Source organism: Ciceribacter ferrooxidans (assembly GCF_004137355.1).
Classification (GTDB): domain Bacteria; phylum Pseudomonadota; class Alphaproteobacteria; order Rhizobiales; family Rhizobiaceae; genus Allorhizobium; species Allorhizobium ferrooxidans.
Map to the genome: position 1 here is coordinate 1 of NZ_SDVB01000203.1, position 250 is coordinate 250.

The window sequence follows — 250 nt, forward strand, 5'->3', positions numbered from 1 at the left end:
GGTGACCCGCAGAGCGTGGCCGGCAACTTCGCCTACACCTCGGGCAACGCGCTGGTCGACGAGAACGCCAACGAGCTGTGGTCGGTGCTGGTCTGCAAGCCGTGGCTGTACGGCGAGCTCGGCACCACCGCCTACGCCGCTAACCCGGGCCAGCCGAAGACCGTGGTGAACACCTACGGCCGGCAGCTGCTGTGGGCGCAGGCCATCGCGGCCAACGAGACCCCGAGCACGGCGCTGATCCAGGCCAAGC

1 protein-coding gene is annotated in these 250 nt (G+C 69.6%); it reads left to right on the forward strand.

Translation table 11 applies throughout. From position 1 onward, the window contains the following. The coding region (locus EUU22_RS25260) for a hypothetical protein (RefSeq protein ID WP_165351135.1) at positions 1–250 on the forward strand (250 nt) is incomplete at both ends.